Genomic DNA, 19638 nt, shown 5'->3' with positions numbered 1-19638 from the left:
TGGTGTTCGCAACAAAGCTAAGAAACCGCCAGCTGGCGGTTTTTTTATGCCCGTTATTTCTTCCAGCCCATGTTCCAGCCCATAGCTGCTTTTATAATCTGCTGTTTCAGCGGCTTGATTTGTGCCACGGCGCCAAGCCCTACAGCGATGGCAGCACGTGGCAACAGATGCTCACTACGAAAGCCCCAATGAATAGCGTCCATGGCGCGCATCATCTGTTGATTCACACGCATCTGCTGCCGTTCATAGGCACGCAGTGCCTGACTCAGCGGCTGCTCAGCAAGCTTTGTCAGGAGCACCTGCACGTCGACAAAGCCCAGATTCACGCCCTGCCCTGCTAATGGATGAATGCTGTGTGCTGCGTCGCCGATCAGTGCCACGCCACGTTCATCATGGTAGCGTAATGCCCGTTGGCGACGGAGTGGGAAGCTGGCTTGCTTATGCAGCTTAAATGCACCTATGTGGGGGATAAAGGTTTCTCGTAAGGCCTGTTCAACCTGTTCCGTTGTTACCGCACGCCAGCTTGCCTCGGCCCGATAATCAATTAAACACGCCAGTTGCTCACCTAAAGGTAGTAACGCGTAAGGCCCCTGCTCACGGAACACTTCCCAGGTCGCTGGGGCAAGCGCCTTTTCGGTTTCGACAATGGCCAGTAAACAGCGCATATCGTAGTCCCAGCCGCGCATCCCAATAGCGGCCGCACGCGCCACCGCAGAGTTGCCTCCGTCAGCGCCAAGCAGCAGGTCGTAGGGAAGCGTGTCACCGTCTTGCAACACCAGCTTGCGCGCGGCTAAATCAAACGACTGGACCTGTGTATCGGCGCGTAAATCCACCTGACTCTGTTCACTGAGCCACGACCACATCGCCCGTAACAGGGCATTATTTTCGACCATCACGCCCAGCTGCGGCTGATTCACTTCGGCAGCATGAAAGTCCACGCACTGGCCGTCGCGACTGGTAACACTCAGCCCCTCATAAGCCAAATATTTGGTCTCATCGACCCGGGCCCAGATCCCCAGTTGCTTAAGCCATTCAACATTATTCTGGTGCACCGATGAAATGCGCAGGTCCCAGCCAGGCTCTGCGTCTCCTGCAAGTGGTGAGCGCCCACGTTCAAGTAAGGTGACCGGATAACCTGCTTGCCGTGCGGCCACGGCCGCAGCAGCCCCCACCAGTCCACCTCCAACAATCATCACCTGCATGCTCTTTACCTCAATCGGTTCACTTACCGGCTATCATAAAAAATACTGGCCGTAGAATACAGTAGAGAATACCCCGGAGAGTGCCGCAAAGCATGTTAAACTATCGCCCCTAAAGTCATTTCCCTTTAAGGCTGTGATGGACACTCCACAACGTACCGTCGTAATAGCTTCCCTGCTGGTGCTTGGCGCAGAGCTATGCTTTGCCGGTGTCAGCGCGTTGGTTAAATACCTGAGCACTGCCGTGCCATCAGAGCAACTGGTGTTCTTTCGTAGCCTGATGGCATTGGTCGTACTGCTGCCCTGGATCTGGCGTAAAGGCCCGGCAGCGTTTAAGACCCAAGCCTGGGGTCTGCACCTGAGTCGTGGCGTCGCGGGTCTTGCAGCGATGTATCTGTTTTTTTACGCCATCGCCAATATCCCGCTGGCGCAAGCAACCCTGGTGCTCTTGCTGTCGCCTTTTCTGATCCCGGTGATTGGTCGCGTGTGGCTGGCAGAACAGGTGTTACCGCAAACCTGGCTGGCTATTGCCATCGGCTTTGTCGGCGTTTTCATTTTCCTTAATCCGGTCGCTGCTGAGCTCTCGCCGATCGTGGGTATCGCCTTTATTGCCGCCTGTCTGGCTGCCTTTACCAAAACCCTGATCCGGCAGATGTCGGCCACTGAATCCTCGAGCAAGATTGTGTTCTACTTTTCCGCCCTGTCAACCCTGCTTTCCGGTATTCCGCTGCTGTGGCTGGGCGCGCCGATCGCGATGGAACACTGGCTCGGCATTATCGCCATGGGCGCCCTGGCGGTTGCTGGTCAACTGGGCATGACCAAAGCCTTCTCGTTAGCACCTGCCGCAAAAGTGGGCGTGTTTACCTATAGTTCCGTTATTTTTGCCGCGCTCATGGGCTATTGGTTCTGGCAGGAACCTATCACCTGGCACATGTTAACCGGCGCTGTGATTATCACTGTGGCAGGCTATCTGGCAATTCGCACCCGCCGGAAAGCAGAAACCGGCGGCAAAGTTGGCAGTTAACCTCAGAACAGGCTAAAATAACGTCCCTTTTAAGTTCCACCAACGCAAGTGAGCAAAACGAGTTATGAGCAAGAAGTTATACATCAAAACTTGGGGCTGCCAAATGAACGAGTACGATTCAGCGAAAATGGCTGATCTGCTGAAGGCAACCCATGGCTATGAAGTCGCAGAAGAGCCAGAAGATGCTGATTTGATCCTGCTCAATACCTGCTCGATTCGTGAAAAGGCTCAGGAAAAAGTCTTTCACCAACTTGGCCGTTGGAAAAACCTCAAAGATAAAAATCCAGACCTGGTGATTGGCGTCGGTGGTTGCGTGGCCTCGCAAGAGGGCGATCATATTCGCGCCCGTGCGCCTTATGTCGATATTGTGTTCGGTCCACAGACCCTGCACCGCTTGCCAGCAATGGTGAAGCAGGTGCAAACGGAACACACCCCGATGGTGGATATTTCGTTCCCGGAAATCGAAAAGTTCGACAGTTTGCCAGAGCCTAAGGCTGAAGGTCCGACTGCCTTCGTTTCCATCATGGAAGGCTGCAGCAAATACTGTACTTTCTGCGTGGTGCCGTACACCCGTGGTGAAGAAGTCAGTCGCCCGGTTGATGACGTGCTTTATGAAATTGCCCAACTGGCTGATCAGGGCGTGCGCGAAGTGAACTTGCTGGGACAGAATGTTAATGCCTATCGCGGTGAAAGCTTTGATGGTTCCGTCTGTCGCTTCTCTGAGCTATTGCATATGGTCGCGGCGATTGATGGTATCGACCGGATCCGTTACACCACTTCGCATCCGGTCGAGTTCACCGATGATATTATCGAAGCCTATGCGACCATTCCGGAGCTGGTCAACCATCTGCATTTGCCGGTGCAAAGTGGCTCTGACCGTGTCCTGACCTTAATGAAGCGTGGCCACACCGCGATTGAGTACAAATCCCAAATCCGCAAGTTGAAAAAGATTCGGCCTGCGATTGCCATGTCGTCAGACTTTATTATCGGCTTTCCCGGTGAAACCGATGCCGACTTTGAAGCGACCATGGACCTGATTCGGGCCATCGACTTTGATTTAAGTTTTAGCTTCATTTATAGCGCCCGGCCCGGTACTCCGGCGGCAGATTTGCCTGACGATGTGAGTGAACAGACCAAAAAGCAACGTCTGCAACTGCTGCAGCAACGCCTGAACCAACAAGCGCACGAGCATGCCCGGCGCATGGTAGGCACTGAACAGCGCATCCTGGTCACGGGTCCATCGAAAAAGGATCCAATGGAGTTAAGCGGGCGTACCGAAAACAATCGCGTCGTCAACTTTGTCGGCAATCCGAACATGGTGGGCAGGTTCGTTGACGTTAAGGTCACCGATGCCTTTGCCAACTCGTTGCGCGGTGACGTTATTCGTGTGGAAGAAGAAATGGGATTACGTGTGGACACGGCACCGCAGACTATTCTTGCAAAGCAAGCGCGTACCCAACCCGATGCGTTGGGCGTGGCTAGCTTTACTCCGCCCCAACAGTCCTAACAGAAGAGGTCCTTTTGAGTTCAAAAGTTACCACCCTGGATATCGAGCTAGAGCCGGCCGACAGCCGGCGTTTAGCAGAACTTTGTGGCCCGTTCGACGAGAACCTGAAGCATGTCGAACGTCGCCTGGGCATAGAAATTACCTATCGCAATCAGGAATTTCGCCTGATTGGCCCGCAACATACGGTCCACGCAGCGGCGAAACTCTTACGTGATCTCTACCTTGAGACCGCGACCGTGAAGGGTAAAGCCGGCGAAATCGAACCGCAGCAAGTCCACCTCGCCATCCAGCAAGCCAATGTGCTGGAACAAGGCGAAGGCGATCCCGCCGCTGAGAAGATGACCCATATCAAGACCAAACGCGGCATGATCAAGCCCCGCAATCATAATCAAGCGGAGTATGTGCGGGCTATTTTAAGCCATGATGTGAATTTCGGTATCGGCCCTGCCGGCACCGGTAAAACCTACCTGGCTGTAGCCTGTGCCGTCGATGCCCTGGAACGTCAGGAAGTGCGTCGCATACTGCTGACCCGTCCTGCGGTCGAAGCAGGTGAGAAACTAGGCTTTTTACCCGGTGACCTGGCGCAGAAGGTCGATCCGTATTTACGTCCCCTCTACGATGCCTTATTTGAAATGCTTGGCTTTGAAAAAGTCGAGAAGCTGATCGAGCGCAATGTTATCGAAGTTGCACCACTGGCTTACATGCGTGGCCGTACTCTGAATGATGCCTTTATCATCCTTGATGAGAGCCAGAATACGACCTGCGAACAGATGAAGATGTTTCTTACCCGGATTGGTTTTAACTCACGGGCAGTGATCACCGGAGATATTACTCAGGTCGATTTACCGCGTGGTCAGAAGTCAGGTCTAAGGCACGTGATCGAAGTATTACGTAACGTTGAAGACCTTAGCTTTACGTTCTTTCAGGCTGGTGATGTAGTGCGTCACCCCGTGGTACAGCGTATTGTGCAGGCCTATGAAAACTTTGACGAGCGCCAATGACCCTAACCGTTGATTTACAAGTCGCCAGCAACGCCGCCGACCTGCCCACCGCTGAGCAAATCGAGCGATGGGTGGCAGCGGCGCTCGCCGGGCACCAGTGGCAAGACGGTGATGCCGAGCTTACGGTGCGGGTGGTCGATGAAACAGAGGGACGAGAGCTCAATCGTGACTATCGCGAACGCGATTATGCTACCAATGTGCTATCGTTTCCTTTTACGGCCCCGATTCCCATGCCAGTGACTTTGCTGGGCGACCTGGTGGTCTGCGCCCCTGTGGTCGCGCGCGAAGCTGCCGAGCAGGACAAGACCTTGGTCGCACACTGGGCGCATATGATTGTACACGGAACCTTGCATTTGCTAGGTTATGACCATATTGAAGATGCCGAGGCGGAACACATGGAGCGCCTTGAAACAACGATTCTAATCGGCTTAGGGTTTGTCGACCCTTATGAGGCTGATGCAGGTAACTAAACGGAGCACTGCCCGCTAATGAGCGATGACCATCCCCACTCTACCAACGGTTCTGCGAGTAAATCGTGGGCAACCAAACTGTTGCAACTTTTTACCGGAGAGCCGAACAGCCGCGAAGAGTTAGTCGATATGATTCAGGACGCCGAAGAACGCGACCTGATTGATAACGACACCAAGGAAATGATTGAAGGCGTACTTGATGTTGCTGAACTGAAAGTTCGCGACATTATGGTGCCTCGCTCGCAAATGGTAACCATCGACATCAATCAGACCGTCGATGCGTTCTTACCTATCGTTATTGATTCACAACACAGCCGCTACCCGGTGGTGAGTGAAAACAAAGACCACGTGGAAGGTATCCTGCTCGCCAAAGACCTGCTGGCCTATGGTTTTGGCATGACTGACGACGAGTTCTCACTGGCGAAAGTCATTCGTCCGGCAGTCATTGTCCCGGAAGGCAAACGCGTCGATGTTCTGCTGAAAGAGTTTCGTTCACAACGCTATCATATGGCAATTGTGGTCGATGAGTATGGCGGTGTTTCAGGGCTGGTCACCATCGAAGATATTCTTGAGGAAATCGTTGGCGAAATCGAGGACGAAACCGATTACAACGAAGACTCGAAAGCCGATATCCGCCGCATTAATAAATCACGGTTCTCGGTAAAAGCTTTAACCACCATCGAAGATTTCAATGATTACTTCAGCACTCAGTTTGGTGATGAAGAATACGATACCATCGGTGGTATGGTCGCGCATGGCTTTGGCCATCTGCCCAAGCCCGGTGAAGAAATCACCATAGGCGGTATCGCCTTTAAAGTTACCGGTGCCGATAAGCGCCGCATCTCACAGCTGCAGATCAGCTTCCCGGAGCACGTCACCGAAACCGACCCGGATAGCTAAAATGGCATTTGCACAGTCCCGCTGGTATCCCGCCCTGACGCGACTCGGCTGTATCCTGCTAGGTCTGCTGCTGGTCTTCAGCTACGCACCTTTTGCTCAAGCCTGGCTCACCTTGCCGGTGCTTATTCTGTTGGTCCTGTTGTTGCGTGATAAGACGCCTCGCGAGGCCTGGCAGCTTGGCTATTTCTTTGGTTTGGGCTGGTTTACCGCTGGCCTGAGCTGGATTTACGTCAGTATCGATACCTTTGGCGGCCTACACCCGCTGGCCACTGTCGCCATTCTGTTACTTCTGTACCTGTATCTTAGTTTGTTTCCTGCGCTGGCTTTTTGGGCCTGGCGCTGGCTGAGTACGCGCTTTCATGCCCAGGCGTACTGGACCTTACCGCTTACCTGGCTTGCCGCCGAGACCTTGCGCGGCTGGCTGTTCACTGGCTTTCCCTGGTTAGAGCTTGGCTATACGCAAACCGATACCTGGCTAGCCAATTACGCACCATGGTTTGGTGGCAGCGCCATCACTGTAGTGCTTTTTACGGTGGCACTGCTCAGCGTCCATTGGCTGCGCCAGCGTACCTGGCATGCGCCGGCGTTGATTGCTGCGTTGCTGCTGATACCACTGGTATTACCGCAACTGACCGCGGTATCTCGTACCTCCGACAACGTCAGTATCGCACTGGTGCAAGGCAACATTAATCAATCGATTAAATGGGATCCCGATCAGCACTGGCCTAATCTGAGCCGCTATCTGGATCTAAGTCGTCCACTTTATGCCGACCACGATGTCATTATCTGGCCAGAATCGGCCGTCACCATGCCGGAGCCTTATACCGATGATATTCTGGAGGTCATTCACGATGAAATGGCCACCACGCAAACGGCCTTTATTACTGGCATCATCGATATTCGCAAGGACAACTATTACAACTCAGTGATTGCGCTGGGTCAGGACGGCGCCCAGGGCGTGGCTGAAAGTTATCAGCATGGTCACAGCAACCGCTACCAGAAACACCAGTTACTGCCCATTGGTGAATTTGTCCCCTTTGGTGATTTGTTGCGGCCGCTGGCCCCGTTATTCAATCTCCCCATGTCTTCTTTTAGCCGGGGTGACGCTGTACAAGAGCCATTGCGCGCACACGGCTGGGAATTCAGCACAGCCATTTGTTACGAAATCGCTTTTCCCGGCCATGTTCGCGCCAACATGACCGGCAGTACCGACTTTCTGCTAACCGTCAGCAATGACACCTGGTTTGGTCGCTCCCACGGACCCGCGCAACACATGGAAATTGCGCGCATGCGTGCCATCGAACTGGGTCGTCCGCTGATCCGGGCCACCAATAGTGGCATTACCGCAATGGTCGATGAGCACGGCGACTGGCTGGCCCGCGCACCACAATTCGAAAGCACAACCTTGTCGGCGGAAGTGCCACTGGTCAGCGGAATAACTCCCTACTATCTATGGGGAGCTTACGGCACCTGGTTGCTGGCAGTATTGATCGCTATTCTTGGGGTATTGCCCGTAGTCAATCGACGACAAAAAAAGTAAACTATCTACAGTTTTAGTGTCCATTAACCACAAATTGGAACAAACCATGGAAAACATCATCGCAGCAATCTTATTTGCGGTTCTTACCGCAGCCGGAACTCTCGGCGTTTCCAGCATCGGCATGTTCATTTTTCATCGCAACGCAGATGACCGTGATGCTGAACAGCGCGCTCGTTTTGAATATGGCTTTTTTGGCCTGGCCGGACTCGTGGTCATGCTTTTAATGTGGTACGCACTGTAAGCAACGTTTCATTTTCACGCCGTCGAATAAATGGATTCTCAGATGTCAAAAGTTATTCAGGATAACTACGATCCAGCGCAAATCGAAGCCGCCGTCCAGCAACGCTGGGAACGCGATAAAGTTTTCGAAGTCAGCGAACAGCAAGATAAAGAAAAATTTTACTGTTTGTCGATGTTCCCGTACCCCAGTGGCAAGCTGCATATGGGCCACGTGCGCAATTATACCCTTGGCGATGTCGTCGCTCGCCACCAGCGCATGCAAGGCAAAAATGTCCTGCAACCGATGGGCTGGGATGCGTTTGGTCTGCCCGCTGAGAATGCCGCGATTCAAAATGAAACGGCCCCGGCGAAGTGGACCTATCAAAATATTGACTACATGCGTAATCAGCTTAAATCATTAGGTTTTGGTTACGATTGGTCGCGTGAAGTAGCCACCTGTCAGCCTGAGTATTATCGTTGGGAACAATGGTTTTTCACCAAACTTTATGAAAAGGGTCTGGTGTATAAGAAAAACGCCACGGTGAACTGGGACCCTGTCGATCAGACCGTACTTGCCAACGAGCAGGTCATTGATGGTCGCGGCTGGCGCTCAGGTGCGAAGGTCGAGCAAAAAGAGATCCCGCAGTGGTTTATCAAGATCACTGCCTATGCCGATGAGTTATTGCAGGACCTCGACCAGCTTGAAGGCTGGCCCGAGCAGGTTAAAACCATGCAACGCAACTGGATCGGACGCTCAGAAGGTGTCGAAATCGATTTTAGCGTGCAGGATCACGACCAGCCCCTGACGGTCTATACCACCCGCCCGGACACCCTGTATGGCGTGACCTACATGGCTGTAGCGGCACAACATCCGCTAGCTCAGGAAGCAGCGGCCAATCATCCGGAGCTGGCGGCGTTCATTGATTCCATCAAAAACGCCAAAATGGCCGAAGCAGAGCTGGCCACCATTGATAAAAAAGGCATGCCCACCGGGTTCTATGCCAAGCACCCGTTAACCGGTGAAGCTATTCCGATCTGGGTGGCCAATTTTGTCCTGATGGATTATGGCTCTGGTGCGGTGATGGCCGTCCCTGCACATGATCAGCGTGACTGGGAGTTTGCCACGGCTTACAGTTTGCCGATTAAACCGGTCATTGATCCGGCCGCAGGTGAACACGACATTAATACCGCAGCCATCACCGAGAAAGGTACCGTGATTGACTCAGGTCCCTACAGCGGAATGAGCAGCGAAGCGGCTTTCGACGCTATCGCCGCAGCGCTTGCTGAGCAAGGCATTGGCCGTCGTCAGGTCAATTACCGTTTGCGCGACTGGGGTGTTTCCCGGCAGCGTTACTGGGGTGCACCGATCCCAATGCTGAAGCTTGCCGACGGCAGTTCCGCACCCGTTCCTGCCGACCAGCTGCCGGTGATTCTGCCTGAAGACGTGGTCATGAACGGCACTCAATCGCCGATTAAAGCTGACCCTGAGTGGCGCAAGACCACCTATAATGGCGCTCCGGCCGAGCACGAGACCGATACCTTTGATACCTTTATGGAGTCGTCCTGGTACTACGCTCGTTATTGCAGCGCCAATTTTCATGACGGCATGCTCGACCCTGAACAAGCCAATTACTGGCTGCCTGTCGATCAGTATATCGGTGGTATTGAGCACGCCATTTTGCATTTGCTGTATGCGCGCTTTTTCCACAAACTTTTGCGTGATACGGGTCTGGTCAACTCCGATGAACCCTTTAAACGTCTGCTAACTCAGGGAATGGTGCTCGCCGACAGCTATTTCCGCGAAGATGCCAGCGGTAAGATCACCTGGTTCTCTCCGGTTGATGTCGATATCGTTGAACGTGACAGCAAAGGTCGTATTGTCAAAGCTGTGCTGCGCACTGACGGTGAGGAAGTCACCTACGGTGGCATGACTAAAATGTCGAAATCGAAAAACAACGGCATTGACCCGCAAATGATGATCGACAAATACGGTGCTGACACCGTGCGCTTGTTCATGATGTTCGCGGCGCCCCCGGAAGCCACGCTGGAATGGTCAGACTCCGGCGTTGAGGGTGCTCAGCGCTTTTTACGCCGTGTCTGGCGTCTGGTTGGCGACTATGTTGCAGTGGCAGACCAGGAGCATAGCTCTGATTTCAGTGAGCTTAGCAATGCTCAGGAAGACCTGCGCCGTGAAGTTCACCGTACCATCGAGAAAGTTTCTGATGATATGGGCCGTCGGCAAAACTTTAATACCGCTATTGCCGCGATCATGGAACTGTTAAACCGGCTCCAAAAAGCTGAGCTGAATTCTGCTGTAGACCGCGGCATTATGCGTGAGGCACTGGATGCAGTAGTACTTATGCTGGCACCTGTTACTCCACACCTCAGCGAAGTGCTGTGGCAACAATTAGGGCATCAGGACGATATTACCTTCGCTGCCTGGCCGGCAGTCGATAGCTCAGCTCTGGTTGCCTCGAGCATCCTGGTGGTAGTGCAAGTGAACGGTAAAGTTCGCAGTAAAATCAACGTGGACGCCGAGACCGACAAGGACAGCGTGATTGCCGCGGCTGTGGCCGATGAGAATGTACAGCGCTTCCTTGCCGACAAAACCATTCGCAAGCAAATCTATGTACCCGGGAAACTGGTCAACATTGTTGCCAACTAACGCGAACTTATAATGATTAGGACATAACATGCGTACACTGCTGCTCGGATTGTTGATGTTTTTACTTGTGGGCTGTGGTTTTCAGTTACAGGGAAGCTACAAGCTACCGGATGATCTGCAGCAGTTACGTATCGCAGCGCCGCAGTTTAGTGAGTTCGCAGACGAAGCGCGCCAGCGTTTTCAGCTCGCTGGCGCAGAGCTGGTCGATGATACCGCAGCGGTTACAGTACAGATCCTCGATGACAGTCTTACCCGCCGTACCCTGAGCTTGTCTGCCAGTGGCCAGGTCGCCGAATACGAATTGATTTACACGGTCAACTACCTGCTTAGCCGCCCTGAACAAGCAGACAAAGCACTGCAAATTGAGGTGTTCCGGGATTATCAGGACGATCCGAACTTTGCTTTAGCGAAAACCCGCGAACGCGAGGTGCTGGTGGCCGAAATGCGCGAGCAAGCGGCACAGCAAATGGTGCGTCAGGTCATCGCGCAAGTGAGCGAGTAAACCCATGCAACTGGCGCAACTGCAAGGTCACCTGCAACAGCACGGGCTACCGCCGCTGTTATGCGTGTTTGGCGATACCCCGCTACTGCTGGATGACGCACTGCAACTCATCCGCCAGCAAGCCCGCCAACAAGGCATTGATGAGCGCCAGCGCTTTATTCAGGACAGTCAGTTTGACTGGCAACAATTGCAAACTGACAGCGTCAATCTGGGCCTGTTTTCCAGTCAGCGTCTGCTTGAGCTCGACATGCCGGAGGCCAAGCCCGGCCGCGAAGGTGCTGAAGCCCTCAAGCGCTACTGCGCGGAATTACCCGATGACCAGATCCTGGTGATTACCGGTCCCAAACTCAAGCAAGACCAGCTCAAAGCTAAATGGTTTAAGTTACTGCAAGCCGCCGGCCCCGTAGTCCAGGCCAACAGTCCTGAGCGCCGTGAACTACCGCAGTTTATTCAGCAGCGCGCGCAACGCCACCAGCTCAGTCTCAATGGTGACGCCACACAGCTGTTGGCGGACTGGTTTGAGGGGAACTTACTGGCGCTTGATCAGGAACTGCAAAAACTAGCGTTAATGGATGCTCCGCAACCCTTAACCACCACCTTCATCATGGAAGCCGCGCAGGATCAAAGTCGGTTTACGGTATTTGCCCTACAGGACGCAATTTTACAGGGCGATTTAACGAACGCCTTGCGCCGCTTGCAACGCTTGCTGGAAGAAGAAACTGAAGTCGCGATCCTGAATTGGATGCTGCAACGTGAAGTACATAAAGTGCAGCAATTACAACAACGCCAGCTCAGTACCAACGAACTCATGTCGCTTGGTATCTGGCGTAATCAGGAAGGTGCCTACCGTGCCTTCGCGCAACGTATCGAACCGTCCCATCTGGCCCGCCTGCAACAACTTCTGGTCCGGCTGGAATTCGCTTTTAAACGCGACTCAGGAGAAGATCTGGCGACCTTGTACTGCCATATCCTGATGCTGCTGTGCCAACCCCAACGCACCCCTGAGTTTTTGACCTCATGCTACGAGTAATTTTTGGCGGCACTTTCGATCCGATCCACAACGGTCATGTGCAGACCTCGTTAGCCGCGTTTCGTCTGCTCAAGGCGGATCTTATGCAGGTCATGCCTAGCGCACAGCCGCCACATCGTGACTACCCCGGCGCGACTCCCGAGCAACGCCTGGCCATGGTAAGGCTAGCTTACGCAGCACATGCTGATATCGTCGCAGAGAACTGGGAACTGGAACGCGAACGGCCCTCCTATAGCCTGCTCACCTTGCAGGAAATGCGCGCAACCTGGCCACAGGATCAGCTCATTTTTCTGCTTGGCAATGACGCCTTCGCCAAGCTGGACAGCTGGCATGGCTGGCAACAGCTGCTGGACGTCGCTCACCTTGCTGTCATGCAACGGCCGCATGAAACCTCAAGCTGGTCAGAGGGGGTCCGGCAGCTTGCTGCCAGCCACCAGGTCGATAACGTGCAGGAGCTGCATGACCGCCCCGCCGGCTGCATGATTTGCTTACCCACCCCGGAGATCGAAGTCTCGGCAACCTTATTGCGCGACCGAATTGCCACCAGTGGTGCCTGGGAGCAATTTGTGCCTGAAGCTGTGGCGGCCTACATCAAACAACAACAGCTGTATCAAACCGATTAAGGCAACTGCTTTTCCGAATCAGTCGTGGTAAACTATGCGCCGTTAAAACCGTCTGTTTAGGAGAGTTTCACTTTTGCAAGCTGAACAATTACGTGACTTCGTTATCGATAAACTCGAAGATCTGAAAGGCCGTGACATCAAAGTCCTTGATGTCCATGAACAAACTGATATTGCCGATTATATGGTGGTTTGTTCCGGGAATTCAAAAACCCACGTGAAAAGCCTGGCCAACCATGTTGCCACAGAAAGTAAGCATCATGGTGTCCCGCCAATTGGCGTAGAAGGCGCAGAAAGCTCCGAATGGGTGCTGGTCGACCTTGGCGATATCGTGGTTCACATCATGCAGGAATCGATTCGCGATTTTTATGAGCTTGAGAAGCTCTGGGGTCCGCGTTAATGCGTATCCAGCTGATTGCAGTTGGCCAGAAAATGCCAAGTTGGGTCAGCACCGGGTTCGAAACCTACGCCAAACGTCTACCGGCCGATTGCCAGTTACAGCTCATTGAGATCCCTGCCGGTAAACGCGGCAAGAATGCCGATGTCGCACGCCTGACCAAGCAGGAAGGCGACGCTATGCTGGCCGCCATTGGCAAAGGTAACCGGGTCGTCACACTCGAAGTCGAAGGGCGAGTCTGGGATACTCCTAAGCTTGCCTCTCGCCTTGCCGACTGGCAAATGGATGGCCGCGATGTCAGTTTATTGATTGGCGGCCCCGAAGGCCTCGCCCCCGCCTGTAGCGCGGTTGCTGATGAGCGCTGGAGTTTGTCAGCGTTAACCTTGCCACATCCGCTGGTGCGGGTTATTGTAGCCGAGGCTCTTTACCGAGCCTGGAGTATCAACGCCAACCACCCGTACCACCGTGACTAAGCATGAGAAGACGCCGTTCCACAATTCGTGATCATCACGCCGAGTCCGCTCTGTTCGGACGACGTGTTGTCGTCGCTCTGGTGATAGTGGTTGCAGTCTTTGGCGTCCTGCTTGGCAATATGTACCAGTTACAGGTCACGGAATTCCAAAGTTTCCAAACCCGTTCAAATGATAATCGTATTAAAGTTGTACCCTTAGCGCCGAACCGCGGCATCATCTACGATGCGAAAGGTCGCATATTGGCGGAGAATCGCCCGGTATTAAGCCTCGAAGTCATTCCTGAACGTGTCCAGGACCTCGAAGCAACGGTCGCCCGACTTGCCGCTCTGCTCGACATCAGTGTCGACGAGCTGGAGCGTTTTGAGCGCAATCGCAAACGTGAACGTCGCTTCGAACAGGTGATTTTACTCGATCAGTTAAATGAGCATCAGGCCGCGATCTTCGCTGCCCGTCAGCACGAGTTTCCTGGCGTTAGCATAGAGGCCCGCCTGGTACGTCATTATCCCTACGGCGAGAGCCTGACCCATGCGTTAGGCTATGTTGCGAAAATTAATCAACGTGATGCTCAGCGGCTCAAGGAACAAGGGCTGGCAGCAAACTACGCGGCCACCCGCACCATTGGCAAACTGGGTATCGAAGGCTATTACGAGGAGCAGTTGCACGGTGCGGTCGGCTATCAGCAGGTCGAGGTCGACATCCATGGCCGCTCAATCCGCACGCTGGCGATCGAGCCTCCTATTCCAGGTCAGGATCTGGTACTCGAAATAGATATCGCTTTACAGCAAAAAGCGCAACAGATCCTCGGCACTACCCGCGGTTCAATTGTGGTGATGGACCCCAGGGATGGCGCCGTGCGCGCCATGGTCAGTCAACCCAGCTATGACCCCAACTGGTTTGCGCAAGGCATTTCGGTGGCGCAGTACCGCGGCCTTTTGGATTCGATCCATTCACCCTTACTGAATCGCGCCACCCAGGGCGGCTACCCCCCTGCTTCGACCATCAAGCCACAGTTGGCTATCGTTGGACTGGAAGAGCAAACGATTACCACTGATACCCAGATCTGGGACCCGGGCTGGTTCCAGATCAAAGGTGTGAATCATCGTTATCGCGACTGGTTGTCCTGGGGCCACGGCTGGGTCAATGTCGACACCGCCATCGTCGAAAGCTGCGATACCTTTTTCTACGATCTGGCACTAAAACTTGGCATCGATACCATTTCCGAGCACATGGTTGGTTACGGCTTTGGTGAACGTACCGGCATTGATATTGGCGAAGAGTCCGCCGCGGTGATGCCGAGTCGGGGGTGGAAACGAGCTCGTTTTAATCAGCCCTGGTACGCCGGTGAAACTGTCTCCATTGGTATCGGTCAAAGCTATTGGACGGTAACCCCTATGCAGCTGGCCGTGGCCACCGCAGTTGTAGTGAACAAGGGAACACGGCCAGTGCCGCGCCTGCTGCGCAGTATTCGGGATGCTGGTATCGAATTACCCGCAGTGCATGAACAACGCGAGCCGGTGCAACTTAACAATCCGGCACACTGGAACGTCGCTCTGTCGGCCATGGAAGATGTCGTCAGTGGCACCAAAGGCACAGCCAGAACCGCATTCCGCGGGGCACCTTATAGCTCTGGCGGGAAAACCGGTACCGCTCAGGTACGGAGCATTGCTCAGGATGAAGAATACGATGCCGAAGCCATCGCTGAGAAATACCGCGATAACGCAATGTATGTCGGCTACGCCCCTGCTGACGAGCCAGAAATGGTGATTGTCATTACCGCAGAGAACGTGATGGGTGGTGGGGGTTCCGTAGCTGCGCCCATGGCGCGTGAGCTGATGGATTTCTATTTTAAAGACGATACGGCGGTAGTTGATAATGCACCCTGACCAACAGCGTACCTCGATACTGCAAAGGCTGCACATGGATGCGCCACTGCTGATCGCGTTATTAATTACCGCGGTGGTGAGTATTGTGACCGTCTACTCGGCCAGTGGTGAAGATCTGGGAATGACACAGCGCCAGGCGATTCGTGTCGGTGCGGCATTCTTCGCCATGTTTGTCATCGCGCAAATCCCTCTCGATTCGGTGCAACGCTGGTCGCTGCCCTTATTTTCCGTTGGCATTGTACTTTTGCTGGCGGTGTTGCTGGTCGGAGAATCGAGTAAAGGTGCGCAACGCTGGCTTGATCTTGGCGTGATCACAATTCAGCCATCGGAGCTAATGAAACTTGCAGTGCCCATGGCCGTGGCCTGGTTTATCTCCGAGCAAGGCCTGCCGCCGACACTGCGTCGTCTCGCCGCGGCCTTTATTTTACTTTTGATACCCGTGCTGATGATAGCTAAGCAACCGGACTTGGGTACCTCACTACTGATTGCCTGTTCCGGGATCTTTGTGCTGTTTCTGGCCGGTATGTCGTGGAAGCTCATTACATTTTTTGCCGTTGCTATCGGTTCCTTTACGCCGATTTTGTGGATTTTCCTGATGCGCGACTACCAACGTCAGCGCGTGCTGACCTTTCTCGACCCTGAGCGCGACCCGCTTGGGGCGGGCTACCAAATCATCCAGTCGAAAATTGCTATTGGCTCCGGCGGCATTGAGGGCAAAGGCTGGCTGCAGGGCACGCAATCGCAATTGGAGTTTTTGCCTGAGCGCCATACGGATTTTATTTTTTCTGTATTCAGTGAAGAGTTTGGTTTAGTCGGTGTGATTGGCCTGTTTTTGTTGTATGGCTTTATCATTTTCCGCGGCATGATCATCGCCATGCGAGCACAGCGGGTCTACCAAAAACTTCTTGCCGGGAGTCTTACTCTGACCTTTTTTATCTATGTCATGGTCAATGTGGGTATGGTCTCTGGCTTATTGCCGGTGGTCGGGGTACCGCTGCCACTCATCTCGTATGGGGGCACATCAATGGTGACATTACTCGCCGGCTTTGGTTTACTGATGGCTATTGCTACTAATCGTCGCCTGATTCATGCCTGAATCGCGCTAAGCTCACAGGCGAGCGGCTGATCATTCATAAAGGAGATTCTGATGCGTAAGTTGCTGACCCAGGGCATTACCCTGCTTGCCTTGCTTGGTGGTGTTTCAACCTATGCCGCAACGCCAGACCCTGCGACAGACCTTAATGCCGCGCAACAAGCCTTTATCAATGAGTTGGTGAGCGAACATAATTTTGACCGCGACGAAGTTGCTGGGTTGTTAGCGCAGGCCGAACTGAATCAGGCCGTACTCGATGCCATTCAACGGCCCTGGGAAGCCAAGCCCTGGCACCAGTACTACCCAATCTTTCTCACGGAAAAACGCCTGGCCGCCGGACTTAAGTTCTGGCAGAAACATGCCGACAGTCTGGGCAAAGCCGAACAGCAGTTCGGCGTACCGGCGGAGGTCATTGTCGCCATCATCGGCGTGGAGACCTTTTACGGCGGGTACTTAGGCAACTATAAAGTACTTGATGCTTTGTATACCCTGGGCTTTCACTATCCGCCCCGCCAGAGCTTCTTCCGTTCTGAGTTAAAAGAATTTTTACTTCTCGCTCGTGACGAACAGTTAGCAGCGACCGAACTCAAAGGTTCCTATGCCGGAGCCATGGGCTACGGTCAGTTTATCTCGTCCTCTTATCGCCATTACGCGGTGGATTTTGATGGTGACGGTGTCCGGGATCTACTCAATAACCCCGTCGATGCCATTGGCAGTGTCGCCAACTACTTTGTCCGCAACGGCTGGCGACCGAACGCACCAGTGGCGATCGAACTCCCTGCCACGCCAGCCAACGCCGAGCTTGCCAGTGACGGATTAAAATTAACCGCTACGGTCGGCCAACTGACAGCAGCGGGACTCGAGTTACCGCCGGAACATGCAGAGCTTGCCGCTGACCTTGACGCCAAGGTGTTTCGTTTTGAGCAGCCTGATGGCGCCGACTACTGGCTCGGTTTGCATAACTTTTACGTGATCACCCGTTACAATCGCAGCCCTCTGTATGCGATGGTAGTGCACCAGTTCAGCCAGCAGCTTGCTGCGGCACGTAAGGAGTAGTTTCAGACATGCAACGCGTCTTTGCCATCGTTGTAACCTTGTTGGTACTGACAGGTTGTAGCTCTTCAGCTCCACCCAGTCGCTACAGTCAAACCCATGACAGCATTCCCTCGCGTTTGCCCACTGCTGACGAACTCATTGAACCGGTCCCTCGCACCGAACCCCCAAGCCGTCAGGGCAACCGTACTTACTCGCTGTTCGGCCGCACCTACGATATTTTACCGAATGCGCAGGGCTACAGTGAAGAAGGCATGGCGTCCTGGTATGGTGAAAAGTTTCATGGGCACCTGACCTCCAACGGCGAGACCTATGATATGTATGCCATGAGCGCTGCCCATAAGACGCTGCCGCTGCCTACCTATGTGCGGGTCACCAATCTTGCTAACGACCGCTCCGTCGTGGTGCGGGTCAATGACCGCGGTCCTTTCCATGGCGAGCGGGTGATCGATCTTTCTTATGTTGCCGCCTATAAGCTCGGGATGCTCGCCACCGGCACCGCACGCGTGCGTATCGACGCGCTGCATCCGCAAGCGGGAAATCAGCAGTTAGCGGTAACCACGCCCCTGGAGAGCGCTGTCGGTGCCCAGTATTATGTTCAGGTCGTGGCAGGTACGAATCAGCAACGTCTGCAGCAAGAAGCTGAAAAGTTGGGACAAATCTATCAGGTACCTGCAACTACTCAGGCCAAAAATGGTCTACACGCTGTAATGCTGGGCCCTTTCGCAGCCATGCAAACCGATCGTCTGCTCAACCGGCTTCGGGAGGATGGCTACCGGGACGTTTTCCGCGTTCCCGTGAGTCCCTGATACGACCGTTTTTTCGAAAACAGTTGCTCAACTGTGCTAGTATTTGCGCGCTAAACTCTTAATGATGACAACGTAGAGACAACCAACCATGAATTCTGTATTTAAACAGTTGATTCGCACTGTTGCACTGCTCGCAGGTGCAACTGCCTTCGCCGCTCAGGCAGCTATTATTCCGCCGCCCCCGCAAGTGAATGCCAAAGGTTACATCCTGATGGACTACACCACCGGCTATGTGATTGCAGAGGGCAATGCCGACGACCAGCTGGCTCCGGCGAGCCTGACCAAAATGATGACCAGCTACATCATTGGTCGCGAGATTCAGGACGGCCGCATTCATCCCACTGACCTGGTGACAGTGAGCGAGAATGCCTGGGCAAAGAACTTCCCGGAATCTTCGAAAATGTTTATTGAAGTCGGCAAACAGATCAGTGTTGCTGATTTAAATCGCGGTATTATTATTTCCTCAGGCAACGATGCCTGCGTGGCCATGGCTGAGCACATCGCTGGCAGTGAGTCAGCCTTTGCCGACTTAATGAACAACTATGCCTATGAACTAGGGATGACCAATACCCACTTTGCCAACAGTCATGGTTTACCTGATCCGGAGCAGTACACCTCACCACGGGATATGGCGCTCTTAGGTGCAGCATTGATCCGCGATGTGCCGCAAGAGTATGCCATTTATTCAGAAAAAGAATTTACCTTCAATTCCATTAAACAATACAACCGCAACTCACTGCTGTGGGATGCAAGTATGAATGTTGATGGTATTAAAACCGGTCATACCCAGGAAGCAGGTTACAGCCTGGTCACATCAGCTGTGGAAGACAACACCCGCTTAGTGGCAGTGGTCATGGGAACCAGCAGCGAACAGGCGCGTAAAATTGAAAGCAAAAAGTTGCTTAACTACGGCTTCCGTTACTACGAAACTGTGCAGGCCTACACTGCTGGCGACCGCTTTGTCGACCAACGCGTCTGGGGTGGTGAACAAGACACCGTGCAATTGGGTATCGCCAATGATGCGGTCATTACCTTACCGCGTGGCCAACGGGAAAACCTGAAAGCCAGCATCGAGCTTAACGCTGAACTCGAAGCACCTGTTGCTAAAGGTGTGGAAGTGGGTACGGTGAGCATTCAGCTGGCCGATGAAACCATTGCCAGCTATCCCCTGGTTACCCTTAACGATGTCGCAGAAGGCGGTCTCTTTAAGCAACTAACCGATTGGGTTGTACGTAAATTTAACGAAGAGTAAC

General features: G+C 53.6%; 19 protein-coding genes. 18 read left to right on the top strand and 1 reads right to left on the bottom strand.

All coding sequences use genetic code 11. From position 1 onward, the window contains the following. Positions 1-53: 53 nt before the first annotated feature. Positions 54-1202: an FAD-dependent monooxygenase gene (locus tag J6J34_RS04625; protein WP_301773728.1), complete on the bottom strand. Its 1149-nt coding sequence runs from the start codon at positions 1200-1202 to the stop codon at positions 54-56. A 136-nt stretch (positions 1203-1338) separates the two neighbouring features. Here J6J34_RS04625 and J6J34_RS04620 point away from each other — a divergent pair, with 136 nt between their 5' ends. From J6J34_RS04620 to J6J34_RS04535, 18 genes are all read left to right on the top strand, one after another. Then, the gene (locus tag J6J34_RS04620; RefSeq protein WP_301719953.1) at positions 1339-2223 is read left to right on the top strand and encodes a DMT family transporter; all 885 of its coding nucleotides are present in this window, start codon (positions 1339-1341) and stop codon (positions 2221-2223) included. A 64-nt stretch (positions 2224-2287) separates the two neighbouring features. After that, on the top strand, positions 2288-3730 hold the full coding sequence (gene miaB, locus J6J34_RS04615; RefSeq protein WP_301773725.1) for a tRNA (N6-isopentenyl adenosine(37)-C2)-methylthiotransferase MiaB: 1443 nt from the start codon (positions 2288-2290) through the stop codon (positions 3728-3730). Between the two features lie 14 nt (positions 3731-3744). Further along, positions 3745-4731 carry a PhoH family protein gene (locus J6J34_RS04610; protein WP_301719951.1) on the top strand — a complete coding sequence of 329 codons (987 nt, stop codon included), beginning with the start codon at positions 3745-3747 and terminating at the stop codon, positions 4729-4731. Then, a complete protein-coding gene (gene ybeY, locus J6J34_RS04605; protein ID WP_301719950.1) occupies positions 4728-5201 on the top strand; it encodes an rRNA maturation RNase YbeY in 474 nt (157 codons plus the stop codon). Before J6J34_RS04610 ends, ybeY begins: the two co-directional genes overlap by 4 nt. A gap of 18 nt (positions 5202-5219) precedes the next feature. Further along, positions 5220-6101, top strand: a complete 882-nt coding sequence (gene corC, locus J6J34_RS04600; protein ID WP_301719949.1) for a CNNM family magnesium/cobalt transport protein CorC — start codon at positions 5220-5222, stop codon at positions 6099-6101. Between the two features lies 1 nt (position 6102). Next, positions 6103-7641 carry an apolipoprotein N-acyltransferase gene (gene lnt, locus J6J34_RS04595; protein ID WP_301719948.1) on the top strand — a complete coding sequence of 513 codons (1539 nt, stop codon included), beginning with the start codon at positions 6103-6105 and terminating at the stop codon, positions 7639-7641. 46 nt (positions 7642-7687) lie between these two features. Continuing rightward, complete coding sequence (locus J6J34_RS04590; RefSeq protein WP_301719947.1) at positions 7688-7882, top strand: hypothetical protein; 195 nt, start codon at positions 7688-7690, stop codon at positions 7880-7882. A gap of 42 nt (positions 7883-7924) precedes the next feature. Further along, on the top strand, positions 7925-10525 hold the full coding sequence (leuS, locus tag J6J34_RS04585) for a leucine--tRNA ligase (RefSeq protein ID WP_418055280.1): 2601 nt from the start codon (positions 7925-7927) through the stop codon (positions 10523-10525). A gap of 28 nt (positions 10526-10553) precedes the next feature. Next, positions 10554-11027, top strand: a complete 474-nt coding sequence (locus J6J34_RS04580) for an LPS-assembly lipoprotein LptE (protein WP_301898559.1) — start codon at positions 10554-10556, stop codon at positions 11025-11027. A gap of 4 nt (positions 11028-11031) precedes the next feature. Then, positions 11032-12057 carry a DNA polymerase III subunit delta gene (gene holA, locus J6J34_RS04575; protein ID WP_301836586.1) on the top strand — a complete coding sequence of 342 codons (1026 nt, stop codon included), beginning with the start codon at positions 11032-11034 and terminating at the stop codon, positions 12055-12057. Beyond that, the gene (nadD, locus tag J6J34_RS04570; RefSeq protein ID WP_301719944.1) at positions 12045-12680 is read left to right on the top strand and encodes a nicotinate-nucleotide adenylyltransferase; all 636 of its coding nucleotides are present in this window, start codon (positions 12045-12047) and stop codon (positions 12678-12680) included. Before holA ends, nadD begins: the two co-directional genes overlap by 13 nt. Before the next feature lie 73 nt (positions 12681-12753). Next, on the top strand, positions 12754-13077 hold the full coding sequence (gene rsfS / locus J6J34_RS04565; protein ID WP_301719943.1) for a ribosome silencing factor: 324 nt from the start codon (positions 12754-12756) through the stop codon (positions 13075-13077). After that, positions 13077-13547, top strand: coding sequence for a 23S rRNA (pseudouridine(1915)-N(3))-methyltransferase RlmH (gene rlmH / locus J6J34_RS04560; protein ID WP_301773718.1), 471 nt, complete (start codon positions 13077-13079; stop codon positions 13545-13547). The genes rsfS and rlmH overlap by 1 nt, the downstream gene beginning before the upstream one ends. Before the next feature lie 2 nt (positions 13548-13549). Next, the gene (mrdA, locus tag J6J34_RS04555) at positions 13550-15430 is read left to right on the top strand and encodes a penicillin-binding protein 2 (protein WP_301719941.1); all 1881 of its coding nucleotides are present in this window, start codon (positions 13550-13552) and stop codon (positions 15428-15430) included. Further along, the gene (gene rodA, locus J6J34_RS04550; protein WP_301719940.1) at positions 15420-16526 is read left to right on the top strand and encodes a rod shape-determining protein RodA; all 1107 of its coding nucleotides are present in this window, start codon (positions 15420-15422) and stop codon (positions 16524-16526) included. The genes mrdA and rodA overlap by 11 nt, the downstream gene beginning before the upstream one ends. Positions 16527-16577: 51 nt before the next feature. Then, positions 16578-17579 carry a lytic murein transglycosylase B gene (gene mltB / locus J6J34_RS04545; protein WP_301719939.1) on the top strand — a complete coding sequence of 334 codons (1002 nt, stop codon included), beginning with the start codon at positions 16578-16580 and terminating at the stop codon, positions 17577-17579. 8 nt (positions 17580-17587) lie between these two features. Then, positions 17588-18385 (top strand): septal ring lytic transglycosylase RlpA family protein, encoded by a 798-nt coding sequence (locus J6J34_RS04540; RefSeq protein ID WP_301719938.1) that lies wholly within the window; start codon positions 17588-17590, stop codon positions 18383-18385. An 88-nt stretch (positions 18386-18473) separates the two neighbouring features. Then, positions 18474-19637, top strand: coding sequence for a D-alanyl-D-alanine carboxypeptidase family protein (locus tag J6J34_RS04535; protein ID WP_301719937.1), 1164 nt, complete (start codon positions 18474-18476; stop codon positions 19635-19637). The last annotated feature ends 1 nt before the right edge of the window (position 19638 follow it).

The organism is Pseudidiomarina terrestris (genome assembly GCF_030466405.1).
In the GTDB taxonomy this organism is placed as follows: Bacteria; Pseudomonadota; Gammaproteobacteria; order Enterobacterales; family Alteromonadaceae; genus Pseudidiomarina; species Pseudidiomarina terrestris.
This window is presented reverse-complemented; position numbering and strand designations above follow the sequence as displayed.

What these genes read in the sequence shown, in the direction of transcription:
- J6J34_RS04625 (WP_301773728.1), bottom strand. Translation starts at nt 1,202, where the DNA reads ATGCAGGTGATGATTGTTGGAGGTGGACTGGTGGGGGCTGCTGCGGCC.
- J6J34_RS04620 (WP_301719953.1), top strand. Translation starts at nt 1,339, where the DNA reads ATGGACACTCCACAACGTACCGTCGTAATAGCTTCCCTGCTGGTGCTT.
- miaB (WP_301773725.1), top strand. Translation starts at nt 2,288, where the DNA reads ATGAGCAAGAAGTTATACATCAAAACTTGGGGCTGCCAAATGAACGAG.
- ybeY (WP_301719950.1), top strand. Translation starts at nt 4,728, where the DNA reads ATGACCCTAACCGTTGATTTACAAGTCGCCAGCAACGCCGCCGACCTG.
- corC (WP_301719949.1), top strand. Translation starts at nt 5,220, where the DNA reads ATGAGCGATGACCATCCCCACTCTACCAACGGTTCTGCGAGTAAATCG.
- lnt (WP_301719948.1), top strand. Translation starts at nt 6,103, where the DNA reads ATGGCATTTGCACAGTCCCGCTGGTATCCCGCCCTGACGCGACTCGGC.
- J6J34_RS04590 (WP_301719947.1), top strand. Translation starts at nt 7,688, where the DNA reads ATGGAAAACATCATCGCAGCAATCTTATTTGCGGTTCTTACCGCAGCC.
- leuS (WP_418055280.1), top strand. Translation starts at nt 7,925, where the DNA reads ATGTCAAAAGTTATTCAGGATAACTACGATCCAGCGCAAATCGAAGCC.
- J6J34_RS04580 (WP_301898559.1), top strand. Translation starts at nt 10,554, where the DNA reads ATGCGTACACTGCTGCTCGGATTGTTGATGTTTTTACTTGTGGGCTGT.
- holA (WP_301836586.1), top strand. Translation starts at nt 11,032, where the DNA reads ATGCAACTGGCGCAACTGCAAGGTCACCTGCAACAGCACGGGCTACCG.
- nadD (WP_301719944.1), top strand. Translation starts at nt 12,045, where the DNA reads ATGCTACGAGTAATTTTTGGCGGCACTTTCGATCCGATCCACAACGGT.
- rlmH (WP_301773718.1), top strand. Translation starts at nt 13,077, where the DNA reads ATGCGTATCCAGCTGATTGCAGTTGGCCAGAAAATGCCAAGTTGGGTC.
- mrdA (WP_301719941.1), top strand. Translation starts at nt 13,550, where the DNA reads ATGAGAAGACGCCGTTCCACAATTCGTGATCATCACGCCGAGTCCGCT.
- rodA (WP_301719940.1), top strand. Translation starts at nt 15,420, where the DNA reads ATGCACCCTGACCAACAGCGTACCTCGATACTGCAAAGGCTGCACATG.
- mltB (WP_301719939.1), top strand. Translation starts at nt 16,578, where the DNA reads ATGCGTAAGTTGCTGACCCAGGGCATTACCCTGCTTGCCTTGCTTGGT.
- J6J34_RS04540 (WP_301719938.1), top strand. Translation starts at nt 17,588, where the DNA reads ATGCAACGCGTCTTTGCCATCGTTGTAACCTTGTTGGTACTGACAGGT.
- J6J34_RS04535 (WP_301719937.1), top strand. Translation starts at nt 18,474, where the DNA reads ATGAATTCTGTATTTAAACAGTTGATTCGCACTGTTGCACTGCTCGCA.